Source organism: Candidatus Kurthia intestinigallinarum, assembly GCF_003991225.1.
Taxonomy (GTDB): domain Bacteria; phylum Bacillota; class Bacilli; order Bacillales_A; family Planococcaceae; genus Kurthia; species Kurthia populi.
The window spans coordinates 1-1754 of sequence record NZ_JTFC01000209.1 but is presented as its reverse complement, the minus strand read 5'-3'; the positions used below and the strand labels follow the sequence as shown (position 1 = coordinate 1754).

3 protein-coding genes are annotated in these 1754 nt (G+C 31.4%); all 3 read left to right on the top strand.

Going from position 1 to position 1754, the window contains the following annotated elements:
* The coding region (locus QI30_RS20755) for a hypothetical protein (RefSeq protein ID WP_158621112.1) at positions 1-225 on the top strand (225 nt) is incomplete at its 5' end.
* Positions 226-873 (top strand): hypothetical protein, encoded by a 648-nt coding sequence (locus QI30_RS19885; protein WP_126992146.1) that lies wholly within the window; start codon positions 226-228, stop codon positions 871-873.
* On the top strand, positions 874-1754 hold an 881-nt coding region (locus tag QI30_RS19880; protein WP_126992157.1), incomplete at its 3' end, for an SAVED domain-containing protein. It lies immediately after the preceding gene.

Genomic DNA, 1754 nt, shown 5'->3' with positions numbered 1-1754 from the left:
TTAAAATTAGAACAAAATTTTAATAGATGGCTTATTCAAGCTAAGATAGATTTCAAAAAGCTTTTAAATGTAAATGGAGCTAAAGAAGTTAAAGTTATATTAAATGAAGGTTTTTCATTGAATATTAATGAGGATATCTTAGTAGATGAATATGGTTTTAAAGCAGAAAATAAAAAGCCATTACACATAGTAACAAGTCCGCAAGTACAACCTTGGAGAATATAAATGAATTTAAAATTGATTGAAAGTTTTTTATTCGAATATAGTGAATTTCGTATCAAACCTACGACGACTAATAATCTAGTTTTAGAAGGAGATTTTGAAAGAAAATTACAATTTAAAGATTATGCATCGTGTAAAATAGCATATTCATTATCCATTCAAATTCCACCTGATTATCCATTAAAACTCCCGACTATATACGAAAATGAAAATCGAATCGCTAACGTACCATCAAATCATATCAATCCAGATGGATCTTTTTGTTTGGGTGCACCAATAAGATTAAAACTCGTATTAAAAAAGTCACCAGAGTTTAAGGTTTTTTTTGAAAGTTGTGTTCTCCCGTATTTATACGCAGTCACTATTAATCAACTAACTGGAGAAGGTTTTATTTTTGGAGAATTAGAACATGGCGATGAAGGATTAATCTCAGATTTTAAAAATTTATTTCATTTGAAAAGCTCTAAGGATGTTGGTCAAATGTTGAAAATTTTAGGAAGTAGAAAAAAGGCAGGAAATAGAATGATGTGTCCGTGTGGTTGCGATGAAAGAGTAACTAAATGTGACTACTTTAGCCAAGTTATTAAAATGAGAAGATTGTTTTCTCGGATAGAATGGAAAGAACAATTTGAATTGATAGGTGGGATTTAAATGTCGGTTAGTTCTATTCCTCAGGATGTAAAGACAAGATTATGGGGGAAAGCGGCAGGAAGATGTCAGTATAGAGGGTGTAATAAGCCTTTATGGGTTGACGAGTTAACTAAAGCTGAGTTTAATAGCTCATATTTAGCACATATTATTGCGGACAGTCCAAAGGGTCCGAGAGGAGATATTGAGCTATCTAAAAAATTGGCAAAAGAAATTAGTAACATAATGTTACTTTGTGATGTTCATCATAGACTGATTGATAAAAAGGATGTAGATGGGCATACTGTAGAGTTGTTAAAAGAAATGAAAGATGAACATGAGAAAAGAATAGCTCTAATTACTAAAATGGATGTCTCTCGAAAGAGTCATATTGTTCTCTTTGGTACAAATATTGGAAGTCATAAGTCACCATTAAATCCTGACGAAATCTATCCAGCTTTAAAAAAAGAAAACCGCTATCCAGCTAATGAATTTTTTATATCTTTAAATTTAGATAATAGTTCATTTAGAGATGAAGACAAATTTTTTTGGGAATTGGAAAGTCGTAATCTGCAAATTCAATTTAAAGAAAAGATAGTACCCCTTTTATCATCACATGATGTAAAACATATTTCTTTGTTTGGGATAGCACCTCAGCCACTTTTGATAGAGTTAGGGACAATGTTTTCAGATATACCAATTGTAGATGTATTTCAAAGACAAAGAGAACCTGATTCCACCTGGATATGGCCAGAAGAAGATGTAAAAGCTGAATATATAATAAAAAAGCCTTCGGAGTTTAAAGAAAAAATAGCGTTAATTGTTTCCTTGAGTGCTTCAATCGCTGAGGATAGAATTTTAAAAGTTCTTGGAGAAAACACATCAATATGGACGTTTACCATTGA